Origin of the sequence: Vibrio sp. TRT 2004 (assembly GCF_050113735.1) — a bacterium.
Lineage (GTDB): Bacteria > Pseudomonadota > Gammaproteobacteria > Enterobacterales > Vibrionaceae > Vibrio.
In genome coordinates this window covers 1-19,697 of sequence record NZ_JBNJOH010000021.1, presented here as the reverse complement: position 1 = coordinate 19,697, position 19,697 = coordinate 1, and the positions used below count along the sequence as shown (strand labels likewise).

General features: G+C 45.0%; 21 protein-coding genes. 10 read left to right on the top strand and 11 right to left on the bottom strand.

All coding sequences use genetic code 11. From position 1 onward, the window contains the following. The first annotated feature begins 52 nt into the window (after positions 1 to 52). Complete coding sequence (gene rpoS, locus ACQEXR_RS10390; RefSeq protein WP_331416929.1) at positions 53 to 1,033, top strand: RNA polymerase sigma factor RpoS; 981 nt, start codon at positions 53 to 55, stop codon at positions 1,031 to 1,033. A gap of 77 nt (positions 1,034 to 1,110) precedes the next feature. Here rpoS and ACQEXR_RS10385 read toward each other — a convergent pair whose 3' ends face one another. After that, on the bottom strand, positions 1,111 to 2,382 hold the full coding sequence (locus ACQEXR_RS10385; protein ID WP_138971395.1) for an HlyC/CorC family transporter: 1,272 nt from the start codon (positions 2,380 to 2,382) through the stop codon (positions 1,111 to 1,113). Between the two features lie 122 nt (positions 2,383 to 2,504). Continuing rightward, a complete protein-coding gene (locus ACQEXR_RS10380) occupies positions 2,505 to 3,299 on the bottom strand; it encodes a cytochrome C assembly family protein (RefSeq protein WP_138971394.1) in 795 nt (264 codons plus the stop codon). Positions 3,300 to 3,507: 208 nt separating this feature from the next. On the opposite strand from ACQEXR_RS10380, the gene ffh reads away from it, so the two are divergent. From ffh to rplS, 5 genes are all read left to right on the top strand, one after another. After that, positions 3,508 to 4,896: a signal recognition particle protein gene (ffh, locus tag ACQEXR_RS10375; RefSeq protein WP_427020291.1), complete on the top strand. Its 1,389-nt coding sequence runs from the start codon at positions 3,508 to 3,510 to the stop codon at positions 4,894 to 4,896. Positions 4,897 to 5,102: 206 nt separating this feature from the next. After that, positions 5,103 to 5,351, top strand: a complete 249-nt coding sequence (rpsP, locus tag ACQEXR_RS10370) for a 30S ribosomal protein S16 (RefSeq protein WP_004410028.1) — start codon at positions 5,103 to 5,105, stop codon at positions 5,349 to 5,351. Between the two features lie 26 nt (positions 5,352 to 5,377). Next, positions 5,378 to 5,926 carry a ribosome maturation factor RimM gene (rimM, locus tag ACQEXR_RS10365; protein WP_138971392.1) on the top strand — a complete coding sequence of 183 codons (549 nt, stop codon included), beginning with the start codon at positions 5,378 to 5,380 and terminating at the stop codon, positions 5,924 to 5,926. 25 nt (positions 5,927 to 5,951) lie between these two features. After that, on the top strand, positions 5,952 to 6,692 hold the full coding sequence (gene trmD / locus ACQEXR_RS10360) for a tRNA (guanosine(37)-N1)-methyltransferase TrmD (protein ID WP_138971391.1): 741 nt from the start codon (positions 5,952 to 5,954) through the stop codon (positions 6,690 to 6,692). A 44-nt stretch (positions 6,693 to 6,736) separates the two neighbouring features. Next, positions 6,737 to 7,090 (top strand): 50S ribosomal protein L19, encoded by a 354-nt coding sequence (gene rplS / locus ACQEXR_RS10355; protein ID WP_138971390.1) that lies wholly within the window; start codon positions 6,737 to 6,739, stop codon positions 7,088 to 7,090. A 307-nt stretch (positions 7,091 to 7,397) separates the two neighbouring features. On the opposite strand, the gene yacG is transcribed toward rplS, so the two are convergent. The 8 genes from yacG to nadC form a co-directional block, all read right to left on the bottom strand. Continuing rightward, complete coding sequence (gene yacG, locus ACQEXR_RS10350) at positions 7,398 to 7,592, bottom strand: DNA gyrase inhibitor YacG (protein ID WP_269377476.1); 195 nt, start codon at positions 7,590 to 7,592, stop codon at positions 7,398 to 7,400. 64 nt (positions 7,593 to 7,656) lie between these two features. Then, on the bottom strand, positions 7,657 to 8,397 hold the full coding sequence (zapD, locus tag ACQEXR_RS10345; protein WP_331427994.1) for a cell division protein ZapD: 741 nt from the start codon (positions 8,395 to 8,397) through the stop codon (positions 7,657 to 7,659). A gap of 34 nt (positions 8,398 to 8,431) precedes the next feature. After that, positions 8,432 to 9,040, bottom strand: a complete 609-nt coding sequence (gene coaE / locus ACQEXR_RS10340; RefSeq protein ID WP_427020290.1) for a dephospho-CoA kinase — start codon at positions 9,038 to 9,040, stop codon at positions 8,432 to 8,434. 1 nt (position 9,041) lies between these two features. Beyond that, positions 9,042 to 9,911 carry an A24 family peptidase gene (locus ACQEXR_RS10335; protein WP_331427992.1) on the bottom strand — a complete coding sequence of 290 codons (870 nt, stop codon included), beginning with the start codon at positions 9,909 to 9,911 and terminating at the stop codon, positions 9,042 to 9,044. Between the two features lie 43 nt (positions 9,912 to 9,954). Next, complete coding sequence (locus tag ACQEXR_RS10330) at positions 9,955 to 11,184, bottom strand: type II secretion system F family protein (RefSeq protein WP_331427991.1); 1,230 nt, start codon at positions 11,182 to 11,184, stop codon at positions 9,955 to 9,957. Between the two features lie 9 nt (positions 11,185 to 11,193). Continuing rightward, complete coding sequence (gene pilB, locus ACQEXR_RS10325) at positions 11,194 to 12,885, bottom strand: type IV-A pilus assembly ATPase PilB (RefSeq protein WP_331416918.1); 1,692 nt, start codon at positions 12,883 to 12,885, stop codon at positions 11,194 to 11,196. Beyond that, positions 12,885 to 13,331 (bottom strand): pilin, encoded by a 447-nt coding sequence (locus ACQEXR_RS10320; RefSeq protein WP_138971384.1) that lies wholly within the window; start codon positions 13,329 to 13,331, stop codon positions 12,885 to 12,887. Before ACQEXR_RS10320 ends, pilB begins: the two co-directional genes overlap by 1 nt. A gap of 199 nt (positions 13,332 to 13,530) precedes the next feature. Continuing rightward, entirely contained in the window at positions 13,531 to 14,418 is an 888-nt protein-coding gene (nadC, locus tag ACQEXR_RS10315; protein WP_138971383.1) for a carboxylating nicotinate-nucleotide diphosphorylase, read from the bottom strand. A gap of 132 nt (positions 14,419 to 14,550) precedes the next feature. Between nadC and ampD the strand changes: the two genes are divergently transcribed. Next, on the top strand, positions 14,551 to 15,105 hold the full coding sequence (gene ampD, locus ACQEXR_RS10310) for a 1,6-anhydro-N-acetylmuramyl-L-alanine amidase AmpD (protein WP_331416951.1): 555 nt from the start codon (positions 14,551 to 14,553) through the stop codon (positions 15,103 to 15,105). Positions 15,106 to 15,349: 244 nt separating this feature from the next. Here the strand turns inward: ampD and fldB are convergent, their stop codons facing one another. Further along, complete coding sequence (fldB, locus tag ACQEXR_RS10305) at positions 15,350 to 15,871, bottom strand: flavodoxin FldB (RefSeq protein ID WP_331416915.1); 522 nt, start codon at positions 15,869 to 15,871, stop codon at positions 15,350 to 15,352. 164 nt (positions 15,872 to 16,035) lie between these two features. On the opposite strand from fldB, the gene xerD reads away from it, so the two are divergent. From xerD to recJ, 3 genes are read left to right on the top strand one after another with little or no spacing between them, the layout of a single operon-like run. Further along, on the top strand, positions 16,036 to 16,932 hold the full coding sequence (gene xerD / locus ACQEXR_RS10300) for a site-specific tyrosine recombinase XerD (protein ID WP_269377546.1): 897 nt from the start codon (positions 16,036 to 16,038) through the stop codon (positions 16,930 to 16,932). 40 nt (positions 16,933 to 16,972) lie between these two features. Further along, positions 16,973 to 17,719, top strand: coding sequence for a thioredoxin fold domain-containing protein (locus ACQEXR_RS10295; protein WP_426952960.1), 747 nt, complete (start codon positions 16,973 to 16,975; stop codon positions 17,717 to 17,719). 39 nt (positions 17,720 to 17,758) lie between these two features. Continuing rightward, complete coding sequence (recJ, locus tag ACQEXR_RS10290) at positions 17,759 to 19,495, top strand: single-stranded-DNA-specific exonuclease RecJ (protein ID WP_331416911.1); 1,737 nt, start codon at positions 17,759 to 17,761, stop codon at positions 19,493 to 19,495. The last annotated feature ends 202 nt before the right edge of the window (positions 19,496 to 19,697 follow it).

Genomic DNA, 19,697 nt, shown 5'->3' with positions numbered 1-19,697 from the left:
ATAGCGACATTAGACGTAGTAATGTCTTGCTAGCTCGCCAGGGGGAGGCGCTATGAGTATCAGCAATGCAGCAACGAAAGTCGAACCATTCGAAGTTAGTGACGAAACGATGGATACGTTTCAAACTACCGAATCCACCAAATTAGATTTAACTGAGGACGTCAAAGAAGAGTTTGATGCATCAAGCAAAAGCTTGGATGCGACACAGCTTTACTTAGGCGAAATTGGCTTTTCTCCACTACTCACAGCAGAAGAAGAAGTTCTATACGCGAGGCGCGCTCTTCGTGGCGATGAGGCTGCACGTAAACGCATGATAGAAAGTAATCTGCGTCTAGTTGTAAAAATTTCCCGACGTTACAGCAATCGTGGCCTTGCTCTATTAGATCTTATCGAAGAGGGCAATCTTGGTTTGATCCGAGCGGTTGAGAAATTTGATCCAGAACGTGGATTTAGATTCTCTACTTATGCGACTTGGTGGATCCGCCAAACCATTGAACGTGCTTTGATGAATCAAACTCGCACTATCCGTTTACCTATCCATGTTGTCAAAGAGCTAAACATCTATCTGCGCACAGCGCGTGAACTATCACAGAAACTCGATCATGAACCAACCGCTGAAGAGATTGCAACACAACTCGATAAGCCAGTTGATGATGTCAGTAAGATGCTGCGTTTGAATGAGCGTATAAGCTCGGTTGATACACCGATCGGTGGGGATGGCGAAAAAGCCTTGCTGGATATCATTCCGGATGTCAATAACTCAGATCCAGAGGTCTCCACGCAGGATGACGATATTAGAGATTCTCTGATTCATTGGTTAGACGAACTTAACCCTAAGCAGAAAGAAGTGTTAGCCCGTCGCTTTGGCCTACTTGGCTATGAGCCTTCAACGCTCGAAGAAGTAGGACGTGAGATCAATCTAACTCGCGAGCGAGTGCGCCAAATTCAGGTAGAAGGCCTACGTCGATTAAGAGAAATTCTTATCAAGCAAGGTCTGAATATGGAAAACTTATTCAGTGTTACTGAAGACTAACGTTTTCCTCTGAGTATTAAAAAGCCTTGGTCAGTCCAAGGCTTTTTTGATCTTGAATGTGGTTCAATGAAATCGATTTATTTCGACTTCAGTTTTGGAAAGACTTTTACCTGCTTGATGCGGTTCTCTTCCAACTCGACGATCTCCATCGGGTGTCCAGATACTTGCACGCTGAGGTGACTTTCTGGGATATCTTCTAAATGCTCAAGGATTAGGCCGTTCAAGGTTCTAGGTCCATCAGTCGGTAGAGACCACTTAAGTCCTTTATTGATATCTCGGATATTGGCGCTGCCCTCAATCAGGAAGCTACCATCACCTTGTGGGCTGATCTCATCGGACAGACTTGGTGCAATAGAGGTGGTAAATTCCCCTACGATCTCTTCAAGAATATCTTCTAAGGTAATCAAGCCGATAATATCGCCATATTCGTCGACAATTAAACCGATGCGCTCTTTATTGCGTTGGAACTTGAGTAATTGGACATTGAGAGGCGTACTTTCTGGAATAAAGTAGACTTCATCCGCCGCACGCAAAAGTGTCTCTTTCGTCGACTCATTTTTTTCCAACATCAGGCGGTAAGACTCACGTAAACGTAACATACCCACCACTTCATCTATCTTATCGCGATATAGAACAACTCGACCATGCGGAGAGTGGGTTAACTGACGTACGATAGATTTCCAGTCATCGTTGATATCAATACCGGTAATCTCATTGCGAGGCACCATAATGTCGTTAACGGTGACATGCTCGAGGTCGAGAATCGATATCAGCATGTCTTGGTGGCGGCGAGGGATTAAACTGCCGGCTTCATTTACAACGGTTCTTAATTCTTCAGAGCTCAGCGGGTCTTCGGCACCGTGGTTTGCCTTTATGCCAAGTAAGCGGATAAAACCATTGGTGATAAAATTGACCAGTAAAACAAGAGGTGACAGCACCTTCATTAGAATCGTGAGCAAGATACTACTAGCGTAAGAAACCTTTTCAGGATACAGAGCAGCAAGGGTTTTTGGGGTCACTTCTGCGAAGACGAGTATGACGAGGGTGAGGGCACCGGTCGCAATAGCGACGCCTAAATCCCCAAATAAACGCATACCGAGAATAGTGGCAATCGCTGAGGCAAGAATATTTACTAGGTTATTGCCGATTAAGATTAAACCAATCAGTCGATCAGGGCGATCAAGCAGTTTTTCTACGCGTTTAGCACCTTTATGACCATGGTTGGCAAGGTGTTTGAGTCGGTAGCGGTTTAGAGACATCATCCCTGTCTCTGAACCTGAAAAATATCCTGAAATAACAATAAGACACGCGAGTAGCGCAAATAAGATACCCGTTGATATGTCGTCCAAAGCTTATCTTTTCCTTGTTATGTTTGGTTAATTTATGACCTAATTTGTCAGTGAAGTCAATTTCAAAAAAAGAACTGAACATTGTAAAAGAAAGGTGCATCAGATGCACCTTTCTTAATCAACTAGTTCAAGATTATCTCGCGAACAAAGCGACTGCCAAAATAGGCAAGGGTCAGTAAGGTTGCGCCAGCGACGGCAAACCATGTAACTTTACGACCACGCCAACCTTTACGATAGTGGCCCCATAGAAGCACTGAGTAAACAATCCAAGCAATGAAGGAAAGAATGCCCTTGTGTGCTTTACCTTGTGCGAACATATCCTGCACGAAGACAAAACCGGTTAGAAGTGTTCCGGTGAGTAACAGGTTTCCGATCAAAATGATATTAAAGAGCTGTCTCTCCACCATAAGTAAAGGTGGCAGATTTGGATTAATCGCCAACGCTTTCTTCGCTTTTAATTTATGATCAAGCCAAGCTAATTGCAGAGCGTACAGTGCACCAATGGTCAAGGTTGAATAGGAGAACAAAGCGAACGAGATATGTATCAGCAGCTTTGGATCTTGTTCAAGATGAGTAATGAAGGTGCTTGGTAGATAAGCGGCGGCAATAAGATTAATCGCAGCAAAGCTGTAGACGACTGGCAATAAAAACCACAGGCGAGTTTTGAGCATCGCTCCGCTCATCACCAGCGACACGATAAAACTGATTAGTGAGGCGACATTTAGAATACTAAGATTCTGCCCCGAACTACCTAAAATGAGATCGCTAAGCAGCCAAGCATGAAATGCCAACGCAACAAATGCACTGACAAAGACAGTTTTGACACGGATGCCTGTTTGGTGAACAAGGCCCGGGACTATAGTTGCAATCGCTAATAGATAGAGTATTGCAGCAACAACGGCGATTAGGTTGTCCATTATTCTCTATAAGCTGGTGGATTTTTAACAAATTATACCCTGCATCAACGGCTTGAGCTATGACTTATCTCGTTCATTTGCGTGACTTGAGAGGTCAAAACTCATCTAGGCAGTGTCAAGCATGGGTTGGCTAAGGTATACTCATAGTAATTTGTCGCCATTTTAAAGGGCGAAGCTCCTTGCAAACCGTCTAGGTAAAGAGACTAAGATGTTTGATAATTTAACGGATCGCTTATCCAAAACGCTGAAAAATATCAGCGGTAAAGGTCGCCTGACCGAAGATAATATTAAAGATACGTTGCGCGAAGTGCGAATGGCACTTCTTGAAGCGGACGTTGCATTGCCTGTTGTACGTGATTTTATTAAACGCGTTAAAGAAGCAGCCGTTGGTGTAGAAGTGTCGAAATCGCTCACTCCTGGCCAAGAGTTCATTAAGATTGTTCAAAATGAACTTGAAGGTGTCATGGGTGAGTCAAATGAAGCGCTAAACTTAGCGGCTCAACCACCTGCTGTTATCTTAATGGCAGGTTTGCAGGGTGCGGGTAAAACCACATCGGTAGGTAAACTTTCTAAGCTACTGACAGAAAGAGACAAGAAGAAAGTCTTGGTTGTTTCTGCCGACGTATACCGTCCAGCGGCAATTAAGCAGCTAGAAACCCTTGCTGCTGATGTTGGTGTTGATTTCTTCCCATCTTCTGCTGACCAGAAGCCGATTGATATTGCCAATGCTGCAATTGATCACGCAAAGAAAAAGTTCTACGACGTTCTTGTTGTCGATACTGCGGGTCGATTGGCAGTAGATGAGCTAATGATGGCGGAGATTAAAGACCTCCACTCTGCGATTAATCCTGTAGAAACCCTATTCGTTGTTGATGCCATGACGGGTCAAGACGCGGCGAATACGGCCAAAGCATTTGGTGATGCATTGCCTCTGACGGGTGTCATCCTGACAAAAGTTGATGGTGATGCGCGTGGCGGTGCGGCCCTCTCTGTTCGTCATATTACAGGTAAGCCAATCAAATTCTTAGGTGTCGGTGAAAAAAACGATGCACTAGAACCGTTCCATCCTGATCGTGTTGCTTCTCGTATTTTGGGTATGGGCGATGTACTGTCTTTGATTGAAGACCTGCAGCGCAACGTAGATACAGAAAAGGCCGAAAAGCTCGCTAAGAAGTTTAAAGAGAAAAAAGGTTTTGATCTCGAAGACTTCCGTGAACAGTTAGGTCAAATGCAAAACATGGGCGGTATGATGGGAATGATGGATAAGTTGCCAGGTATGAGCAACTTACCAGACAACATCAAAGATAAAGTTGATGACAAGATGTTCAAACAGATGGAAGCGATCATCAACTCTATGACGATGAAAGAGCGTCAACGCCCAGAATTGATTAAAGGCTCACGTAAAAAGCGCATCGCAGCGGGTTCAGGTACTCAGGTACAAGACGTTAACCGCTTGCTGAAACAGTTCACCCAGATGCAGAAGATGATGAAGAAAATGCAAAAAGGTGGCATGAAGGGCATGATGCGTAACATGCAAGGCATGATGGGTGGCATGGGCGGAATGGGGGGCGGTGGCTTCAACCCATTTGGTCGCTAAACTTAGTCAGCAACAATATTTCAAGGTGTTAGCTGTGTCACAAACTTAGAACTCGTTTTATGTTGGTGAAAAAGTAGCTAAAGACCTTGCATTGCTCCGGAATAAGAGTAAAATTCCGGAGCTTTATTTTGGCACGAGCCCCAAACTATTTAGAGATAAATGGTTTCTGGGGTTAATTTTATTTTTGAGAAAGCAAAGAGGACGACATGGTAACCATTCGTTTGGCACGTCACGGCGCTAAAAAGCGTCCATTTTATCAAATCGTAGTAGCGGACAGCCGCAATGCAGCAACTGGCCGTTTCATCGAGAAAGTTGGTTTCTTCAACCCAACAGCTCAAGGTCAAGAAGAAGGTCTACGTCTAGACCTAGATCGCGTTAACCACTGGGTTGGTCAAGGCGCATCTCTATCTGACCGCGTAGCTAAGCTAGTTAAAGACGCTCAAAAAGCGGCTTAATTCTTTTTAGAAGTAGAAATTAGCTTATGTCGATGAAAGGTAAAGAAACAATGAGTGACGAAAAGATTGTTGTAGGCAAGTTTGGTGCTACTTACGGCATTCGTGGTTGGCTCAAGGTTTTTTCCTACACAGACAATACCGAAAGCATATTTGATTACACTCCTTGGTTTATCAAGCAAGGTGAAAAGTGGGTCGAGTACAAAGTAGAAAGCTGGAAGCGCCATAACAAAGGTTTGGTGGTAAAGCTGGAAGGTCTTGATGTACGTGAAGACGCGCAACTGATGACTAACTTTGAAATCTCTATTGACCCTGCTGTATTACCAGAATTGCCATCAGACGAGTTCTATTGGCGTGATTTGATTGGTATGCAAGTAGTAACCGATAAAGGTTACGATCTAGGCATTGTCTCTGACATGCTAGAAACTGGCTCCAACGATGTTTTGGTGATTAAAGCAAATCTAAAAGATGCTTTTGGGCAAAAGGAACGACTAATTCCGTTCCTTGAAGAGCAAGTGATCAAACATATTGATCGCGAAGCTCAACGGATCGAAGTTGACTGGGATCCTGGATTCTAACTCCAAGTAACGGAGCGATTGAACAATGTGGGTTGGCGTAATTAGCCTATTTCCTGAGATGTTCCGCAGCGTTACTGATTACGGAGTAACAGGTCAAGCGGTTAAAAAAGGTCTTTTGTCGATTGAGACATGGAATCCTCGTGATTTCACGCACGACAAACATCGCACTGTCGATGACAGACCTTATGGTGGTGGTCCTGGCATGCTTATGATGGTTCAGCCTTTGCGCGATGCTATCCACGCAGCCAAACAGGCATCACCAGGTAAGACGAAGGTAATCTACCTGTCACCTCAAGGTCGAAAACTTGACCAAAAAGGTGTCGAAGAGCTGGCAACAAACGAGAACTTGCTTCTGATTTGTGGCCGCTACGAAGGGGTAGATGAGCGTGTCATTCAATCTGAAGTCGACGAAGAATGGTCGATTGGTGATTTTGTGATGACGGGTGGTGAAATACCAGCCATGACGCTAATTGATTCAGTCTCTCGGTTTGTTCCGGGTGTGCTTGGAGATTTTGCGTCAGCGGAAGAAGACTCTTTCGCAAATGGTTTGTTAGATTGCCCTCACTATACGCGGCCTGAGGTTCTAGATGGTAAAGAAGTGCCAGCGGTACTCAAATCTGGAAACCATAGGGATATTCGTCGCTGGCGACTAAAACAGTCGTTAGGCCGCACTTGGTTAAGAAGACCAGAGCTCCTGGAAAACCTAGCTCTGACTGACGAACAGGAACAATTACTAGCCGAATTCATTTCTGAATCTCGAACTTAGTAACCTATTAAATTTAGTATCAGTTTATTCTAGGAATATTGAAAATGAGTAACATCATCAAAGCTCTTGAAGAAGAGCAAATGAAAAAAGACCTACCTAACTACGCACCTGGTGACACAGTTGTTGTTCAAGTTAAGGTAAAAGAAGGTGAGCGTGAGCGTCTACAGGCTTTCGAAGGCGTTGTAATCGCAATCCGTAACCGTGGTCTACACTCTGCATTCACAGTACGTAAGATTTCTAACGGTGAAGGTGTAGAGCGTACGTTCCAAACACACTCTCCAATGGTTGATAGCATTGAAGTTAAACGCCGCGGTGCAGTACGTCGTGCCAAACTGTACTACCTACGTGAGCGTTCTGGTAAGTCAGCTCGTATCAAAGAGAAACTTGCTAAGAAGTAATGCTATAACTAGCGTTCTCATATTAAACGGAGCCCATATGGCTCCGTTTTTTTATTTTAGGCACTATGCTGGTGGCATTTCACGATAGCGTCGGCGTCGGTACTCATTTACTGGCGTAAACTCCGTTCCTCCTTCTTGCTCTCGTAAAATTCTCCTGCGCATATCGCTATAAAATATAGAAAGATAGGCAAGAAAAAAGCCGATGTTTTCACATCAGCTCTTCAATGTTTAGTATTTTCGCTACTCGCTACTCGCTACTCGCTACTCGCTACTCGCTACTCGCTACTCGCTACTCGCTATTCGCTACTTAATATTGGTCTTCCGACCAACCGTCAGCATCTGACATATCCGGTGCGCCGGGAATCGTATTTTCTTCGTCAGCCCACTCGCCAAAATCAATCATTTGGCACTGTTTACTGCAAAATGGACGGTAAGGGCTTTGCTCTCCCCAAATAACGTCGGTGCCACATTGAGGGCAGGGTACGGTAGTAATTTTTGACATGATGATTCTCTAAATACCCAAAAATAGTATTGAAGTAGTATAACGCGTTAACTAGTGATTGTGTTTAGCAACAAACGGCAAGTTGAAATTCAACGTTCGCGATGGAAGCTTGGCCTGTTTTGAATTCAATAAATTTAATCGCAAAACGGTTCTTATGGCCAGAAATCATAGGATAGACGCCGAAATGCATCGGTATTTCAAGGCGTAAGATATTGGCTTCGTCAGCGTCACTTTGGTAGAAACCAGAGTTGGCATGTATGGTTCTAAAATGGCCAGCTTCTCGGGTTAGTTTTAGCCACTGATTCAGTGCTTTTACTAGGGGTTGAAGGGTACTCAACCACTGATGAGCATCAGTTTTTTTCTGCTCAAGTGGTAGGTGTAACCAATGATGGAGAGCCGGAAGATCAAAGCAGCATGAGCCGCCAGGAAGATTAAACCTTTGGCGTATGGCGCTAAGAAAGCGATCTTCTTTGAGACTTTGTCCAAAACGCTCGGCGGCCATCAGTTCACTGTGAACGCTATCAACTTCGTTCAGAACCTCTCGCAGCATCTCTTGATCGACGCCTTCGACATTTAACCAAGAACGGTAAGCGAGGCGCTGCTTTTCGATGTCTTTAGCCAACTCACTTTTCAACTGAATCTGTTCAAAGATTTCCAGTAAGTCAAACAGTGAACGGTAGAAGATCAGATGCTGCATATTATCGCTGAACTGAGCGGCAATATTTAGTTGGTTGAGTAAAGCCTCAACCCTCAAATATATACGGGTTTTCTCGTTCAGTGGATGTTCAAAATAATGCGTTGTCATTAATCGGCAGCTCTGGATTATTCATCCTTTATTCTCACAGATTTACCCTACATATTTCTAGAAACTTTTTATGTAATTCTGTGATTTGATACAAAAGTTTTTGGTTTTTTGTATTATTTTTAATCACGTAATCGGCGATAGCGAGTCGCTGCTCGCGTGTCGCTTGAGAGGCGAGAATTGCTTTGGCTTGCTCGCTGCCTACGTGATCACGTTTAACCGTACGCTGAATTTGAGTTTCTGGGTCGACATCCACCACAATCACCTTATCAGCTAAGGTTTGCAGGTTGTTTTCTACCATCAATGGAATGACAAGCAGTGCGTATTCAGAGCGGACATTTTCAAGATCGTTTAGCATCTTATGTCTGATCATTGGATGGAGTAGGTTGTTAAGCCACTCCTTGTGAGTGGGATCGGCAAAGATAATTTCTCTCAGCTTAGCACGATTTAACGCACCATCTGATTGAATAACTTCAGATCCAAAATGTTGCGCAATCTGCTGTAATCCATCACTACCTGGCTCTACGACCTGACGAGCGACGATATCTGCATCAACAATTTCAATTCCAAATTCGTGGTGGAAAATATTTGCGACGGTTGTTTTTCCACTCGCGATGCCGCCAGTGAGTCCGATGACGAGTGTCATATTAAATTCCTAGAAAATTGCTCAGATACCAATCCAAAATGTCATTTCCCCACATCATACAAATCCAGCCTGCGATAGCTAGGTACGGGCCAAATGGAAATGCTTTGTCGATACCTTGTTGCTTCAGTCGGAGTTGGATTAAACCAAAAATGAGTCCTACGCCAGAAGATAGCAGTATAACCATTGGCAGATATTGCCATCCCAGCCAAGCCCCCAGCGCCGCAAGAAGTTTGAAGTCACCATACCCCATGCCTTCTTTGCCAGTTATCAATTTGAATAACCAATAAACAGACCATAAAGATAGGTAACCAGCTATCGCGCCTATAATTGAATCTTGCAGTGATACAGGGCTAATGTGGAGCAGAGAGAGTAGGATACCGGCCCAAGTCAAAGGTAGGGTGAGTTGATCGGGAAGCAGCATGGTATCGAGATCAATGAATGTGGCTGCAATCAGAACAAAGGTGAAGAAAATTAGGGCAATCGTGAAATAGCTGAAGCCAAGTTGATAGGCAACCAAGAATGAGAGCGCAGCACTGATCAGTTCTACCAATGGATAACGTGCGCTAATTTTCGCATGACATTGATGACATTGACCTTTGAGTATCAGCCAGCTGATGATAGGAATATTATCAACGAAACGAATCGGCGTTTGACACTTTGGGCAGCTCGAGCGTGGTACGCTCAGATTGTAAGTCCCCTGTGGTGGCTCGATATTGTACTCAGGAAAGCTTTCAGCACATTCATGACGCCATTCCCGTTCCATAATGAGCGGCAGGCGATGAATAACCACGTTGAGAAAGCTGCCAATGATCAGACCAAACACTGTCGCCAAAGTAGGGAAAAGCCAAGGATTGAAGTCAAAAATGTCCATATAGGAGTCAACTGTCCAATTTCACACATATATCCTGAGTATACTACCCTAAGACATTCATTAAGTTAAAGATTGGTAGGTACATTGCCACAACTAGCCCTCCGACTGTCGAGCCAAGGAAAATAATGATAAGTGGCTCTAGCGTTTTGCCAAGGGTGTCAATACTACTTTCTACGCTTGCCTCGTATATATCCGCTATTTTGTTGAGCATATCATCCAATTTTCCTGCTTCTTCACCAATCATGACCATTTGTAAAACCATCTCTGGAAATGCTTCACACTGTCTCATCGCGACATACATCGGCATACCCGATGCAGTGTTTGTCGTGACACGCTCCAGTGCTTTTTGATAGTAGAGATTTCCCGCTGTTCGCGCCGCCGTTTCCAAACATAAAAGAATAGGTAGGCCAGCGCTAAAGCTTGTCGCCATTGTGCGGCTAAATCTAGCGATGGCGGCTTGTCCTAGTACTTTGCCAAGGATAGGTGCAGCGAGTAGCCATTGATTCCATAGTAAGGTGAAGCGCGTAGAGCGCTTATTAACAGACTTGAAAGTCAGACAGATCAGAAAGAAGAGTAGCAAGATCACCCAGAGATAATCTTGGCTGAGCGAAGATATGTGCAGTACCTGCTTAGTTAACCAAGGAAGGTCGGCTCCGAAGCCAGCATATATAGATTCAAACTGAGGGATAACCAGTGTCAGCATTAAGTAACAGACGATTAGCGCGGTTAGCACTACCATGCTTGGGTATATTAATGCTTTAACCACATTGGATTTGAGTTGATCGGATTTTTCTCTATGGCTGGCCAATCGCTCAAATACGTCAGTGAGTTTGCCGGTCTGCTCTCCAGTTACCACTAAATCGCGATACATAGGATCAAAATGAACGCTGGTCATCCCCAGTGCCTGAGACAGAGGAACGCCGACTTCAATTGTTGCGGAAAGTTTCATGAGTATCGATTTCATTTCTCCTTTGTTCTGGTTCGTCGCGACCAATTTAAGGACTGAGATAATCGGCATGCCAGTGGAGAGCATAGTCGCGATTTGACGGGTCACAATCGTAATATCTTTCGCTTTTACTTGCTGAGTGAAGCGTTCGACCATGGATAATGGACGTACGGTTATTTGAATCTCGTTTATATGATTCAGCTTGAGTTCACGTCTTACCTCGAAGTCACTATAGGCAAAACTACGCCCCGTAACTCTTGACCCAGAGTGGTTGATGCCTTTCCAGATAAAGGCTTTTATTTGAGGTCGGTGTTTAAGCGTCATCATTTCTCCACGTTATAAATAGAGCACACGTTGAAGTTCTTGGTAGCTTGTGATTCCGCAGAGCAACTTTTCCACACCTGCTTGTTTCAGAGTCATCATGCCTTGTTCTCTGGCAAGGTTTTCAATTTCTTGACTGCTTCTCTCAGCACCGACCGCATTAAGTAAAGCCTCGTTGAATGCCATCAACTCATAGAGTCCTACTCTGCCGGAATAACCGTTGTTGCATTCACTGCATCCCTGCTCGTGAGCTTGGTAGAGAGTGGTGTCGTCTGGTAGTTCAAACTGTTTTCTTATAGACGCTGACGGATTGAGGCGTTGTTTGCAGTGAGGGCATAGACGGCGAGCGAGGCGTTGTGCAATCACCAGACTCAGCGATGAAGAAAGATTATAAGATTCAATCCCCATATTTTTTAATCGAGAAACGGCTTCGGAAGCGGAATTGGTATGAAGCGTGGTTAATACCAGATGGCCCGTTTGAGCGGCCTTAACGGCAATTTCTGCTGTCTCACGATCTCGTATTTCACCCACCATAATAATATCTGGGTCTTGGCGCAGAAATGCTCTAAGAGTCTTAGAAAAGTCGAGACCGATATGCGGTTGAATCTGAACTTGGTTAATACCCGTTAGGTTGATCTCTACCGGGTCTTCTGCTGTGGAGATATTAATCTGGGGGGTATTGAGAATTTTTAAGCCAGTATACAGGGAGGCACTTTTCCCGCTTCCTGTCGGTCCTGTAACCACAATGAGTCCTTGAGGTTTGTTGAGGGCTTGAAGATAGATCTGCTTTTGATGAGGCGTATATCCCAGTGAATCAAGGTCGAGGGTCGTAGAACGACTATCTAGCAGACGAACCACAATTTTTTCTCCCCATAATGTCGGTAAGCTAGACACTCGGATATCTATTGCTGCATGTTGGCTTAGCTTCAGTTTTATCCTGCCATCTTGCGGAAGCCGTCGCTCCGCAATATCGAGCTTGGCAAGTATTTTGAGTCGGGTGGTGAGTCGTCGGCTTAAATGATGAGGTGGCTGCTGACTTTCTACCAGTAGTCCATCACAACGCATACGGACACGATATGATTGTTCATAGGGCTCGAAATGAATATCTGAAGCGGTTTTCCTGACCGCATCTAAAAGGATCTGATTGATATAGCGACTTACAGGCGCGTCATCTTGGCTAAGATCTTCAACCGATGCCATTTCCTCCTGAGTAATGTCAACCAATGAAGCCAGTTCCTGCTCATTAATGTCTCGTCCAAAATTAGCGTGCAGAGTGACATCTGCTTTTCCATAAACGCGCCGTATAGCGCCTTGAAGTTGTTGGAAGTCGGCTAAGACGAGATCTATTTGAAATCCGGTAGCAAAACGAAACTCCTCTTCAATTTCACTATGTGTAATATCGGTGACGGCGACCGTTAGAACTTGTCCAATTTGCTCAATTGGTAACGCAGAAAATCGTGTGATGAGTTCCCTTAAGCCTAACGTGTTACACAACTTCGCATATTCAAATTGTTCGAGGTTGGTTTCTGGCTGCTCGAAAAGCTGGGAGAGCACTTTAGTTAGCTGACCAGAGCTCAATAACTTCAATGATATCAAAGCTTCGGGTGCCGACTGACCAGAAGCTTTGATGTGATTAAGTAGTAAGGATTCTTGTTGGTGATTAAGAATACTTGCTTGTCTTAATATTGAAGGCAATGTGGTTAGCATTAGTTTTTAGGGCACCAGTTATCCGCAGTACCATCAATCGATGTGCATACAACACTCCATATCACTCCCCCAGAAGACACTTCAGGGATTAAGTCCACCATATCACCATTTTTTAACCTACCTTTTGTTTTTGAGGGATTGATTGACGCTCGCACTCTCTGTCGCCCGCTTGTTGCGTCGGTAATTGACGCGACTGAAAAGTCGCCAAGATCTTGTGCTAAAGGAACGTCGCCATTACCAGAGGTGCAATTGGGCTCCCCTCGGATGAGACAAATGGAAACCGCAGTCTTGATGGTCATGGATGCATTGAGCATTTCACTGGCATGAGCGCGGGTTACGTAGTTTTGATAACTGGGGATCGCTAATGTTGCAAGTACCGCCACAATCGCAACAACGACCATCAATTCGATTAAGGTAAAGCCTTTATTCTTTTGCTTCGTTGCCATCTTTCTCATCTCTAGTTTTTTTGGGGTGTGGCAAAAGAATACGAGGGAGAGAATGGATAAGGTATGTAGCAGTGAGTTGTTCTGGACAAGAAGAGAGCAAAATAATCCTTTTTTGCACATAAGTGTCAGAAGGATTTGACGTTGTGGGAAAAAATAGAGGCTTGAAGGCCTCTATTGTGATCAGTTAGTGCTGATGTTTTTATTTAAAGCGCATGGAAAGATCCATCGCCTTGATATGTTTAGTTAATGCTCCAACAGAGATGTAATCCACACCCGTTTCCGCGTACTCACGTAGAGTCTCTAAAGTGACGTTACCGGAGTTTTCTAGTGCGGCACGACCTGCATTAATTTTCACGGCTTCGCGCATCATATCGGTTGTGAAATTATCCAACATAATGATGTCTGCACCTGCTTCAATCGCTTCTTGTAGCTCAGCAAGACTTTCTGTTTCAACCTCGACAGGTTTACCTGGATTTAGCTCTTTAGCCGTTTTGATTGTTTGCGTGATACCACCATTAGCGATGATGTGGTTCTCTTTAATCAAGTAGGCGTCGAAAACTCCGATGCGGTGGTTGAAGCCACCACCACAAGCTACCGCATATTTTAGTGCGCTGCGTAGACCTGGAATGGTTTTGCGGGTATCAAGTAAACGACAGCCAGTACCTTCCAGCTTTTCAGCATATTGAGCGGTGGTAGTTGCACAGCCAGAAAGTGTTTGGATGAAATTCATCGCGTTACGTTCACCTGTAAGTAGCGCGCGAGAAGGACCTGAAAGAGTACAAAGAACCTGATTTGGCTCTACTTTGTCACCATCTTCGACATTCCATTCGATGGTGACTTCGCCACCTAGCTGCTTAAACACTTCATCAGCCCAAGCTTTGCCACAGAAGACACCGTGTTCGCGGGTGATAATGGTTGCTTCGTTGTGGGCATCTGCGGGAATTAGACTTGCGGTAATATCAGCAGCAGGGTCAAGTGTGCCACCAAGATCTTCTTTGATGGTATCCGCGACTGCTCGGGAGATCTCTAGGGGAAGTTGTTGTTTCAAATATTCGAGACGTTCTTGGCTATTGTGTGTGTTTTTCATCGCAAATCTAATACGCAGTTGGACAAGAGGTGGGCATGATACGCTGACTGAGAGTGAAATTCAGCCATTAATCTCGCATTTCATGGTCAAACAGATAAAATCGTGAGGACTGATAATATGACGAGCAGCAAAATGATTGATGAGCAGGGTTGGTACAGTAAAGCGCGACGAGTTGAATCTCCATTCTTCGATCAAAGAAGCGAGCCACAAGACATCTCTTTGCTGGTGGTACATAACATCAGCCTCCCGCCTGGGCAGTTCGGTGGTCCTTATATTGAGCAGTTTTTTACTGGCAAGTTGGATCCTGAGCAGCACCCATTCTTTAAGGTCATCCATCAAATGGGGGTTTCGGCGCACTGCTTAATTCGTCGTGATGGTGAGGTCGTACAGTTTGTTCCATTTACAGCTAGAGCTTGGCATGCGGGAAAGTCGAGCTTTGCTGGGCGTGAAAAGTGTAACGATTATTCGATAGGCATTGAGCTAGAAGGCAGTGACTTTGTCGCCTACACCGATGCGCAATATCAAGCATTGACTGAACTAACTCAGCAGATTCAGCACGAGTATCCTTTAATCACACTTCCGCGCATCACAGGACATCAGTATATAGCGCCACTGCGTAAGACAGACCCTGGGCTAGTGTTTGATTGGGCTAGGTTTAGGAACGGACTGCGCTCTATAGATAGCTAGAGCGCAGCGCTTAGAGAGTCGAGAACGGACTTCGTCCTGCGAGAATTTAGAGCGGGCTTCGCCTTTCGAGAGGCGGTTATTGAGCGTGAACCTCCGTTTACGGACATTGTTGTTTATTTTACTTAAAAGAAAAGGGTTGACGCAGTGTGCCAACCCTTCAAGCTTTTCTCGACGCTCGACGCTCGACGCTCGACGCTCGACGCTCGACGCTCGACGCTCGACGCTCGACGCTCGACGCTCGACGCTACAGCGTCTCTTGATATTCAACCAGAATTTGCTCAACCCAAGTAGCGATACGTTCATCACTTAACTCATATTGTGAGTCTTCATCTAGTGCAAGGCCGACAAAATGGCTTTTGTCTTCAGTGAGAGCTTTCGAAGCTTCAAACTGATAGTTTTCATCGTTTGGCCAATATCCAACGACGTTAGCCCCCGCTTTTTTCACTTCATCGTGCAGAAAGCCCATGGCATCTAAATACCATTCGCCGTAACCTTCTTGATCGCCCAGACCAAACAGAGCAACGGTTTTTCCTGTCAGTGGCAGGCTCTCTATTTGATCCCAAAGTTCGTTCCAGTCTTCTTGGATCTCGCCAAAATCCCATGTTGAAATCCCCAAAATCAGAAAATCATAGTCAGCCATTAAAGACAGAGGCGCTTGTTTAACATTGTGAATATCAATAAGGTCTTCACCAATAATGGCACGGATCTTCTCTGCTGCCATTTCGGTATAACAAGTGGTTGAGCCGTAAAATAGACCGATTTTCATAGTATTCTTTTCTGTATTGGAGAATTGATGGTGAATTCTAAACACAAAATGGCGAGCTTTGCAGCGAATATCCGTCGGTAGGATGAATTTTTATAGCTTTATTACTCTTAGGAACTTACATTTGAGCGCATAACGAAATAAAGAGGTTTGCTGTGTCTGAACAAATGTCACCTGATCAAGGAATAGTTGAGCAGTTTTTAGATTCAATGTGGATGGAGAGAGGGTTGTCAGAAAACACTTTAGATTCATACCGTAATGATCTGGTAAAACTATTGAAGTGGATGGCAGCAAACAACTATCGTCTCGATTTTATCAGCCTCTCTGGACTTCAAGACTATCAGTCTTGGCTTGCTGACTCAGGCTATAAACAAACCTCGCGAGCAAGAATGCTATCAGCGATTCGTCGTCTTTTTCAGTATCTACACAGAGAAAAAATTCGCGGTGATGATCCCAGTGCACTACTCATCAGTCCCAAACTGCCAAAACGACTACCCAAAGACTTAAGTGAAGAACAAGTTGAAGCACTTCTCAATGCGCCAGATCCCAATGATGCAATGGAGTTACGTGACAAAGCGATGCTTGAGTTATTGTACGCTACTGGATTGCGTGTCACTGAACTCGTCAGTCTGACAATGGAAAACATCAGTCTGCGACAAGGGGTGGTAAGAATCACAGGTAAAGGTGGCAAGGAACGTTTAGTTCCGCTGGGTGAAAATGCTATCGAGTGGATTGAAACTTTTTTGCAGCAAGGTAGGTCTGAATTACTTGGAGAAACAACTTCGGATGTCGTTTTCCCGAGTAAGCGAGCTCGTCAAATGACGCGCCAGACATTTTGGCATCGAATCAAACACTATGCTGTGTTAGCCGGGATTGATACTGAGCAGCTTTCTCCCCATGTTTTACGACATGCTTTTGCGACACATTTGCTCAACTATGGAGCTGATCTGCGTGTCGTGCAGATGCTATTGGGGCATAGTGACTTGTCGACAACACAAATTTATACTCATGTAGCGACGGAGCGATTGAAGCAGCTGCATAGTGAACACCACCCAAGAGCATAGTGTCTCTTGGTTATAACATGATTGATTTAAGGTGAATTGAATGAGCGTATTACGCCGAATGACGTTACTGACATTACCATTTATTTTGGCTACTCAGACCGTTTCTGCCGCTGAAGTTAAGTTTGACAAGGAACAGCTTGAGCAGCGTTTTGCCAAGCTTGGTCTTGAAGTCAAAGATGTGGTTCCTGCTGAAGTTGAAGGTTTGGTTGAAGTTCAAACCAGTGGTGGTGTTTTATTTGCAACGCCATCGGGTGATTACTTTTTAGCGGGTACCTTGTATAAGCTGGATGCAGAAGGTCAATATGAAGATGTTCTTGCTAAGCGTCAGGCGCCCCTAAATGCGGCGAAGATTGAAGCATTCAAAGACAGTATGATTGAGTTCAAGGCGGATAACGAGAAGTATGTTGTAACCGTATTTACTGATATTACTTGCGGTTACTGTGTTCGCCTGCACAACCAGATGAAGGGTTACAACGAACTTGGTATTACTGTTCGCTACATGGCATACCCTCGCCAAGGTGCGACGGGTTCTGTTGCTGATCAAATGGCGGCAATCTGGGGCGCAAAAGATCCTCAGTCAGCGATGCATAACGGAAAAGTGAATCGTGAGTTTCCTGAGCAAGGCGAGGACTATGCGAAATACCAGCAAATCATCAAGCAGCACTTTGCACTGGGACGTGAGTTAGGTATTAGCGGTACACCAGCGATTTTCCTTCCAAATGGTGAAATGGTCGGAGGGTATCTTCCTCCTGCACAGTTACTCCAACGTCTTCAACAAACTCAATGATTTGAAAAGAGCCTCTAATTAGAGGCTCTAATATTTATTATGATAGAAATTCAACGCAGACCTGAAGCTGATTTAAGTTTACTTCCTGACTCCATCGCTCCTTTACTGAAGCGCATATACATATCCCGTGGTATCCGTAGCATCGAACAGTTGGAAACCACCGCCCGCGGATTACATTCGTATCAAAAGTTACATGGGATAGATAAAGCGGTTGAGTTGCTGTTTAACGCATTGCAAGCCAACAAACGCATCATTGTTGTTGGTGATTTTGATGCCGATGGCGCTACCAGTTCCGCGTTATCTGTACTGGCGTTGCGTATGCTTGGCTCAAGCAATGTTGATTACTTGGTACCAAACCGGTTTGAAGATGGCTACGGCCTCAGCCCTGAAGTGGTCGACCAAGCGATTGAGCTTGGTGCAGAGGTCATCATGACGGTCGATAACGGCGTATCATCGATTGAAGGTGTTCGCTATGCGAAGCAACAAGGTCTACAGGTTCTCGTCACTGATCACCATCTTCCGGGTCATCAGTTGCCTGAGGTTGACGCAATGGTCAATCCTAATTTGCAGGAGTGCGCTTTTCCCTCTAAAGCTTTGGCGGGCGTTGGTGTTGCCTTCTACTTGATGATGGCGCTGTGTGTACATATGCGCAAAAATGGTTGGTTTACCCAACAAGGAATGGCTGAACCGAAGCTGATGGAACTGATTGATTTAGTGGCATTAGGCACGGTTGCCGATGTGGTGCCACTGGATGAAAATAACCGAATCTTAGTTCATCAAGGTTTGCAGCGGATTCGTGCAGGTAAAGCGCGACCAGGTATTCAAGCCTTAATCGAGGTAGCCAAGCGTGATGCTCGTCGGCTGGTTGCGTCTGACTTCGGCTTCGCCCTAGGGCCGCGCATCAATGCGGCTGGACGTTTGGATGACATGTCGTTTGGCGTTGAGTTGCTGTTGAGTAACAATATTCATGCTGCTCGTCGTATGGCGAGTGAACTGGATGGTCTGAATCAGACACGAAAAGAGATCGAAGAAGGCATGAAACAGGAAGCGATGGCTTTCTGTGAGCGTCTGCAATTCGGTGAAACTGATATGCCACATGGTTTGGTGTTGTTTCAAAGAGACTGGCATCAGGGCGTGATCGGTATTCTGGCCTCACGTATCAAAGAAAAGTTTCACCGTCCGGTCATCGCGTTTGCTGATGGAGGTGAGGGGACGATAAAGGGATCTTGTCGCTCAATTCCCGGTTTGCACATGAGAGATGTATTGGATCGCATTGATACCCAGAATCCTGGAATGATCATTAAGTTTGGTGGCCATGCAATGGCGGCAGGTTTAACCATCGAGGAAAAAAACTTTGCACGTTTCTCTCAGTTATTCGATGAGGCGGTAAAACAGGACTTAGATGATGCAGCGCTCAAAGGTGTGATTTTATCCGATGGCGAATTGGCGCCAGAGGAGTTCTCAATGCATATTGCTGAAATGTTGCGCTCAGGTGGTCCTTGGGGGCAGGCGTTTCCCGAGCCTGTTTTTGATGGAGAGTTTAAAGTTTTGCATCAAAAGCTGGTGGGGGAAAAACACCTCAAACTAATGCTCGAGCCTTTGCATAAAGGCCATCCGACCAACATTCTGATCGATGGTATTGCCTTTAATGTCGACTTGCGTCGTTGGCCTGATGCATCAGTTAAAACGGTTCGCTTAGCTTATAAGCTCGATATCAATGAGTTTCGTGGTAATCAGTCGCTGCAGTTGATGATAGATCATATCGAGGCGAAGTAGGGCGAGACCGGACTTCGTGCTCCGAAAGGTGAGCGCTTCAACTGCTTAGTAAGCCTATAATACTGAGGTTTATGTTAAGGACTTATATCTCAAATGCAGAAAAAAGGTTGACGCTTTAACGTCAACCTTCCAAGATTTTCTCGCTTCTCGCTTCTCGCTTCTCGCTTCTCGCTTCTCGCTTCTCGCTTCTCGCTTCTCGCTT

Coding starts and splice junctions, on each gene's coding strand:
- pilB (WP_331416918.1), bottom strand. CDS start 12,885: ATGCTAACCACATTGCCTTCAATATTAAGACAAGCAAGTATTCTTAAT.
- nadC (WP_138971383.1), bottom strand. CDS start 14,418: ATGAAAAACACACACAATAGCCAAGAACGTCTCGAATATTTGAAACAA.
- coaE (WP_427020290.1), bottom strand. CDS start 9,040: ATGACACTCGTCATCGGACTCACTGGCGGCATCGCGAGTGGAAAAACA.
- rpoS (WP_331416929.1), top strand. CDS start 53: ATGAGTATCAGCAATGCAGCAACGAAAGTCGAACCATTCGAAGTTAGT.
- ampD (WP_331416951.1), top strand. CDS start 14,551: ATGATTGATGAGCAGGGTTGGTACAGTAAAGCGCGACGAGTTGAATCT.
- zapD (WP_331427994.1), bottom strand. CDS start 8,397: ATGACAACGCATTATTTTGAACATCCACTGAACGAGAAAACCCGTATA.
- ACQEXR_RS10320 (WP_138971384.1), bottom strand. CDS start 13,331: ATGGCAACGAAGCAAAAGAATAAAGGCTTTACCTTAATCGAATTGATG.
- rplS (WP_138971390.1), top strand. CDS start 6,737: ATGAGTAACATCATCAAAGCTCTTGAAGAAGAGCAAATGAAAAAAGAC.
- xerD (WP_269377546.1), top strand. CDS start 16,036: ATGTCACCTGATCAAGGAATAGTTGAGCAGTTTTTAGATTCAATGTGG.
- ffh (WP_427020291.1), top strand. CDS start 3,508: ATGTTTGATAATTTAACGGATCGCTTATCCAAAACGCTGAAAAATATC.
- rpsP (WP_004410028.1), top strand. CDS start 5,103: ATGGTAACCATTCGTTTGGCACGTCACGGCGCTAAAAAGCGTCCATTT.
- yacG (WP_269377476.1), bottom strand. CDS start 7,592: ATGTCAAAAATTACTACCGTACCCTGCCCTCAATGTGGCACCGACGTT.
- rimM (WP_138971392.1), top strand. CDS start 5,378: ATGTCGATGAAAGGTAAAGAAACAATGAGTGACGAAAAGATTGTTGTA.
- trmD (WP_138971391.1), top strand. CDS start 5,952: ATGTGGGTTGGCGTAATTAGCCTATTTCCTGAGATGTTCCGCAGCGTT.
- ACQEXR_RS10380 (WP_138971394.1), bottom strand. CDS start 3,299: ATGGACAACCTAATCGCCGTTGTTGCTGCAATACTCTATCTATTAGCG.
- ACQEXR_RS10295 (WP_426952960.1), top strand. CDS start 16,973: ATGAGCGTATTACGCCGAATGACGTTACTGACATTACCATTTATTTTG.
- ACQEXR_RS10330 (WP_331427991.1), bottom strand. CDS start 11,184: ATGATGACGCTTAAACACCGACCTCAAATAAAAGCCTTTATCTGGAAA.
- recJ (WP_331416911.1), top strand. CDS start 17,759: ATGATAGAAATTCAACGCAGACCTGAAGCTGATTTAAGTTTACTTCCT.
- fldB (WP_331416915.1), bottom strand. CDS start 15,871: ATGAAAATCGGTCTATTTTACGGCTCAACCACTTGTTATACCGAAATG.
- ACQEXR_RS10335 (WP_331427992.1), bottom strand. CDS start 9,911: ATGGACATTTTTGACTTCAATCCTTGGCTTTTCCCTACTTTGGCGACA.